Raw genomic sequence first — 5,400 nt, forward strand, 5'->3', positions numbered from 1 at the left:
ATGCCAGGGACGGTTCCACGCTCGCTGGTCGGTGGCGGCGGTGACCAGCATCGCTGCCATGTCGTTGATCGACGTGAAGGTGTGCGGCACGTCGAGCGGGGCGGGGACGACGGCGCGGCGTCCGGCGAGCAGTGGTTTTCCCAGGAAGAAGCTGAAGATCGACTGTGCCTGGATGTAGTCGCTGCCGCGTACCTCGGTGACGGCGCGGATCCGGCCGGCGCGTTGGGCGGCGAGGGCGTCGCGCCACATGTCGGCGCGCATCTTCAGCTTGGGGTGGGTGGCGGCGAGCGGGTTCTGCTCGGTCATCGGGCCGGTGACCTCGCCATACCCGTAGAGGCAGCCGGCGATCACCAGGGGGGCGCCGGAACGCTCGGCGGCGGTGAGCAGCGCGGTGGCCATCGGCGGCCAGTCGGTGAGCCAGCGGTGGTAGGCCGGGTTGAGGCAGTTGTAGATCGCGGCGACGCCCTGCGCGAGTTCGCTGAGCCGGTCGGCGTCGGTGGCGTCGGCGGCGATCCGCTCGACTCGGGGGTGGGTCGGGCCGCGGCCGGAGCGGCTGACGATCCGAACCTGCTCGCCGCGCTCGGCGAGTTGTCGCGCGGTGGTCGAGCCGACCATGCCAGCGCCGACGATCAGGTGTACGACCATTGGAAGTCTCCCTTCATGGCGAGAGCAGCGCTCTCTGATAAGACCTATGTTCACTCGCGAGTGCTCCCGCCGTCAAGAGCAGTGCTCTCGAAAGTGTGCGACACTTCCTGACATGCCTGCCGCCACCATCCGGGCCAGGGCCCGGGCTGAGATGATCAACGAGATCAAGGCGATCGCCCGCCGCCACCTCGCCGCGGAGGGAGCGAACCTGTCGCTGCGCGCCGTCGCCCGGGACATGGGGATGGTTTCCTCGGCGATCTACCGCTACTTCCCCAGCCGGGACGAGCTGCTCACCGCGCTGATCGTCGACGGGTACCACGCCCTCGGTGACGCCGTCGAGGCCGGCGACGCCGAGGTCACCGACCGCGCCGACCTGCGCGGCCGGTGGCTCGCGGTATGTCACGCGGTACGCCGCTGGGCGCTGGCCCAGCCCGCCGAGTACGCCCTGCTCTTCGGCAGCCCGGTCCCCGGTTACGCCGCGCCGCAGGAGACCACCGTGGCAGCCGCCCGCACCCCGGCCGCCCTGATCGGGATCCTCATCGACGGCTTCGCCGCCGGCACCCTGACCGATCCCGGTCCCGCTGAACTACCCGGCCCGGTTCACGCCGATCTCGCCGCCGTCCGCGACCACCTCTTCGCCGGGGTTCCCGAGGCCCTGCTGGCCCGGGGCGCCGCCGGCTGGATCCACTGCTTCGGTGCCGTCAGCTTCGAACTCTTCGGCCAGCTCAACGGCGTGATCGAGGCGCGGGAGGAGTTCTTCGACCACCAGATGCGCCGGATGGTCGACCTGATCGGCCTACCCTGAAGGTGGCCCAGCTGAACTGGCGAACACGACGGATGCTGGTGGACGCGGATGCCCATCGTGGTATCCGGGCAAGGCGGCTGGCCGAGCCAGTCAGGCGGCGGGTCGGGGCGCGGGCACCTGCGGTCAGAAGGGTGGTGCCGCGGGTTCGGGCGGGTTGCCGCGGGCCCGGCGGGCGTCGGCGAGGGCGACCCCACCCAGGATCACGACCACCGCGGCCTGCACCCCGACGGGCGGATGGTGCGCCGCCAGCGGCCCCACGGCGGCCAGGGCCAGCAGCGCGATCCACCGGGACCGGGAGACCCGGTTGAAAACCTCGTACTCGAAGCGGGCCCGACCGAGGAGGAACAGCATCGGCCCGCCGAGCATCATCACGAGCCAGGCCTCCTCGGGATGGTCGAGCGGATGCTGGATGGCCAGTTCGTAGCCGATCGCGGTGGCGGTCACGCCGACCACCATCACCAGGTGGGTGTCCGCGGCCGACCGGCCGATGCCGGCCGGCTGCCGGGCCCGAGCGACCGCCTCGGCGAGGATCTGCCCGGCCCGCTGGATGTAGATGCGCCAGATCAGGATCGAGATGGCCAGCGTGAACGCGAAGGTGGCGGTCTGCGCCGGGGGATAGGGGCCGTCGCTGTAGGAGAAGCCGGCGACCAGGATCGTCTCGCCGAGAGCGATGAGGAAGAACTGCTGATAGCGCTCGGCCAGGTGCTCCCCGGCGATGTCCCACCGGGAGACCTTGGAGCGGCCCAGCCCGGGAACCGGGTAGCCGAACCGTCCGGCGACGTACTCCAGGCCCAGCGCGCAGGCCCAGACCACCAACCGGGAGGTGACCGGCAGGAAGGCGCCGACGATCCACAGCACGCCGCTGGTGGCGAACGTGATGGCAGTCCTGATCTTGAGACGGCGTTCGGACGTCCCGGCGGCGATCAGGATCAGCGGACGGGCCAGTTGGGCGATCACGTACGCCAGGGCGAACGCCAATCCGGCCTCGCGGAACGCGCGGGGGATCGCCACGCCGATCACCATGCTGCCCACCAACGCGATGATCACGATGAGTTGCAGCGCGCCGTGGTACGGGTCGTAGCGGCTGGTCGTCCAGGCGGTGTTCTGCCAGAGGGCCAGCAGCGCGAGCAGCAGTAGCAGCGTCTTCAGACCCCCGGTCACCGGGCTCCACCCCTCGGCGCCGCCCGGCTCCAGCGCCAGGTCCTCGAACGCCCGGGCGGAGATCCGGGTGAGGGCGAAGACGTAGACCAGATCGAAGAAAAGTTCCAGGAAGGTCGCCCGGCCCGCCGTCTGGGCGGCCGGCCTCAACCGGCCGGCACGGCGCGCCATGGCCAGCGGATCCCGTCGTCGGTCCAGCCCACCTCGCTGTCGTAACACCCGTGCGGGCAGATCAGGTGGGTAACCCGGGAACCCGACGAGATCTTGCTCGGCGGCCCGGGCGGCGGGCACCATCGACCGATGACGACACGATGGGCAATGACGGTGCCGTTGGGTGGCATCCCGCTCGCCGACCATGCCGCGGTCTATTCGGCCCTGGCCGACGCCGGCTTCACCGACGTGTGGTCCTCCGAGGTCAACGGTGCCGACGCGTTCACCCCGCTGGCGCTGGCCGCCGCCTGGCAGCCCCGGCTGCGGCTGGGCACCGCGATCACGCCGGTGTTCACCCGCGGGCCCGGCCTGTTGGCGATGAGCGCCGCCGCACTCGCCGACGTCGCCCCCGGCCGGTTCGCCCTCGGCATCGGCGCCTCGTCGCCGGTGCTGGTCTCCGACTGGAACGCGGTGGAGTTCACCGAGCCGTTCCGGCGCACCCGCGACGTGCTGCGGTTCCTGCGGGCGGCGCTGCGCGGGGAGACCGTCGACGGTGCCTTCGACACCTTCGCCGTACGCCGGTTCACCCTGGAGCGGCCGCCGGTCGTGCCGCCGCCGCTGCTGCTGGCCGCGCTGCGCCCCGGCATGCTGCGGCTCGCCGCCGCCGAGGCCGACGGCGTCATCCTGAACTGGCTGGCCGCCGCCGACGTGCCCCGCGCGGTGGCCGAACTCGGCGAGCGGCGTCCCCAGTTCGAGGTGGTCGCCCGGATTTTCGTCTGCCCGACCGAGGACGCCGGGTACGCCCGCACGCTGGGCCGACGGATGATCACCAGCTACCTGACCGTGCCCGCGTACGCCGACTTCCACCGCTGGCTCGGCCGGTCGGAGGCGCTCGGCGGGATGTGGCAGGCGTGGGCGGCCGGCGACCGGCGGGCCGCCCTGGCGGCGGTACCGGACGACGTGGTCGACGCGCTGATCCTGCACGGCTCGCCCGAGCAGTGCCGGGCGCAGGTGCGCCAGTACGCCGAGGCCGGCGTCGACGTACCCGTGCTGGCGTTGCTACCCACCCCCGAGGTGGCCGCCGGGGACGCGGCGGCGCTGGCCACCCTGGTCGCCCGGCTCGGCCTCGACGCCAAGGCGCCGGCATGAACCTCACCGACCGGGTGGCGGTGATCACCGGCGGCGCCGGCGGCATCGGCGCGGCGCTGGCCCGCCGGTTCGCCGCCGAGGGCGCCGCCGCGCTGGTGCTGGCCGACCTCGACGGGGACGCCGCCGACGCGGTCGCAGAGGCCGTCGGCCCGCTCGCCCACGGGGTGACGCTCGACGTCACCGACGAGGAACAGGTACGCGCCCTGGTCGCCGACACCGAGCGGCAGTACGGCCGGATCGACGTGTTCTGCGCCAACGCCGGGGTCGCCACCGGCGGGGGAGTGGAGGTCGACAACGCCGGCTGGGAGCGGGCCTGGCAGGTCAACGTGCTCTCGCACGTCTACGCGGCCCGGGCGGTGCTGCCGGCGATGCTCGCCCGGGGCAGCGGCTACCTACTCCATACCTGCTCGGCGGCGGGGGTGCTGACCGCGGTCGGCGACGCCCCGTACTCGGTGACCAAGCACGCCGCGGTGGGGTTCGCCGAGTGGCTGTCGGTGACCTACCGCGACCAGGGGGTACGGGTCAGCGCGCTGTGCCCGCAGGGGGTGGACACCCCGATGCTCGCCGACGGCCTGGCCGCCGGCCACCTGGGGGCGCGGGTCATCGCCGCGTCCGGCGCGGTCCTCAGCCCCGACGAGGTCGCCGCCGCGGCGGTAGCCGGGATGGCGGAGGAGCGGTTCCTGATCCTGCCGCATCCGGAGGTGGCCGACTACGCCCGCCGCCGCGCCGAGGACCCCGACGGCTGGCAGTCCGGGCTGCGCAAGCTGGTACGCCGACTACGTGCCGGCGGTGCATAGCGGCCGGCGTGGTGACTTCGTCCGGCCGAGACATGTGGGCCGTGTCGGCCGGTACCGGCGATACCTCCCATCAGCGTGATGTCACACAGAAATAAATATTTCACTGTGACATCACACCTCTGAGGACATCCGTCGCCGGCCCGGCCCACGACCAACAACCGCCCAGCTAGCGCGGCCAGCGTAGCGGCCCGGGGTGCGCCGACCAGAGCAGCCGCCGCCAGCGGGGGCGGGCGGCGCGCAGCGCCCCGGTGTAGGTGGTGGCGGCACCGGTGGCCGCGGCGGCCTGCTCAGCAGTGGCTGTGCCGGGCGCGAAGGTGACCTGGTTGACCAGGCGGGCCAGGTCGTCGACCGCGAGGTACGCGACCGCCGGTGGCATCCCACCGGCCCCGGGACTGCGACCGGCGTCGGCGCTGGTGCCGGCCCCGGGAGCGCCACCGGCACCGGCCCCGTCGGTCGCACCCGGGTCGACGGCGTCGGTGAGGGCGTGCCGGGCCCGTTCGGCGACCTCGGTGGCGGACAGGTCGACGGGGGCGGGTCGCCCGGCCAGGCGCAGCGCGTCGGTCACCTCCCGCCAGGCGCCGGCGATGCGCTGGCCGGGGTCGCCCCGGTGCAACCGGTTGCGGGTCAGCGCCCGACGCATCCCGATCAGGGTGGCCAGCAGCGCCACGACCACGAGCAGCAGCCCGCCGGAGATGC

At 73.1% G+C, this 5,400-nt stretch carries 5 protein-coding genes and 1 pseudogene; 3 read left to right on the forward strand and 3 right to left on the reverse strand.

Annotated elements, in window-relative coordinates; translation table 11 throughout:
- A partial coding sequence (locus AB0M52_RS29855) for an NAD-dependent epimerase/dehydratase family protein (RefSeq protein ID WP_363960664.1) occupies window positions 1-645 on the reverse strand: 645 nt, incomplete at its 3' end.
- A gap of 112 nt (window positions 646-757) precedes the next feature.
- On the opposite strand from AB0M52_RS29855, the gene AB0M52_RS29860 reads away from it, so the two are divergent.
- A complete protein-coding gene (locus AB0M52_RS29860; RefSeq protein WP_363960666.1) occupies window positions 758-1,450 on the forward strand; it encodes a TetR/AcrR family transcriptional regulator in 693 nt (230 codons plus the stop codon).
- Between the two features lie 123 nt (window positions 1,451-1,573).
- Here the strand turns inward: AB0M52_RS29860 and AB0M52_RS29865 are convergent, their stop codons facing one another.
- A complete protein-coding gene (locus tag AB0M52_RS29865) occupies window positions 1,574-2,779 on the reverse strand; it encodes a low temperature requirement protein A (RefSeq protein ID WP_363960668.1) in 1,206 nt (401 codons plus the stop codon).
- A gap of 147 nt (window positions 2,780-2,926) precedes the next feature.
- Here AB0M52_RS29865 and AB0M52_RS29870 point away from each other — a divergent pair, with 147 nt between their 5' ends.
- A complete protein-coding gene (locus AB0M52_RS29870) occupies window positions 2,927-3,907 on the forward strand; it encodes an LLM class F420-dependent oxidoreductase (protein ID WP_363960672.1) in 981 nt (326 codons plus the stop codon).
- Window positions 3,904-4,704: an SDR family oxidoreductase gene (locus AB0M52_RS29875; protein WP_363960670.1), complete on the forward strand. Its 801-nt coding sequence runs from the start codon at window positions 3,904-3,906 to the stop codon at window positions 4,702-4,704. The genes AB0M52_RS29870 and AB0M52_RS29875 overlap by 4 nt, the downstream gene beginning before the upstream one ends.
- A 166-nt stretch (window positions 4,705-4,870) precedes the next feature.
- On the opposite strand, the pseudogene AB0M52_RS29880 reads toward AB0M52_RS29875, so the two are convergent.
- Window positions 4,871-5,400 (reverse strand): annotated as a pseudogene (locus AB0M52_RS29880) (transglutaminase domain-containing protein); the annotation flags it as partial.

Origin of the sequence: Micromonospora sp. NPDC051296 (genome assembly GCF_040682255.1) — a bacterium.
GTDB classification, from domain to species: Bacteria; Actinomycetota; Actinomycetes; order Mycobacteriales; family Micromonosporaceae; genus Micromonospora; species Micromonospora craterilacus.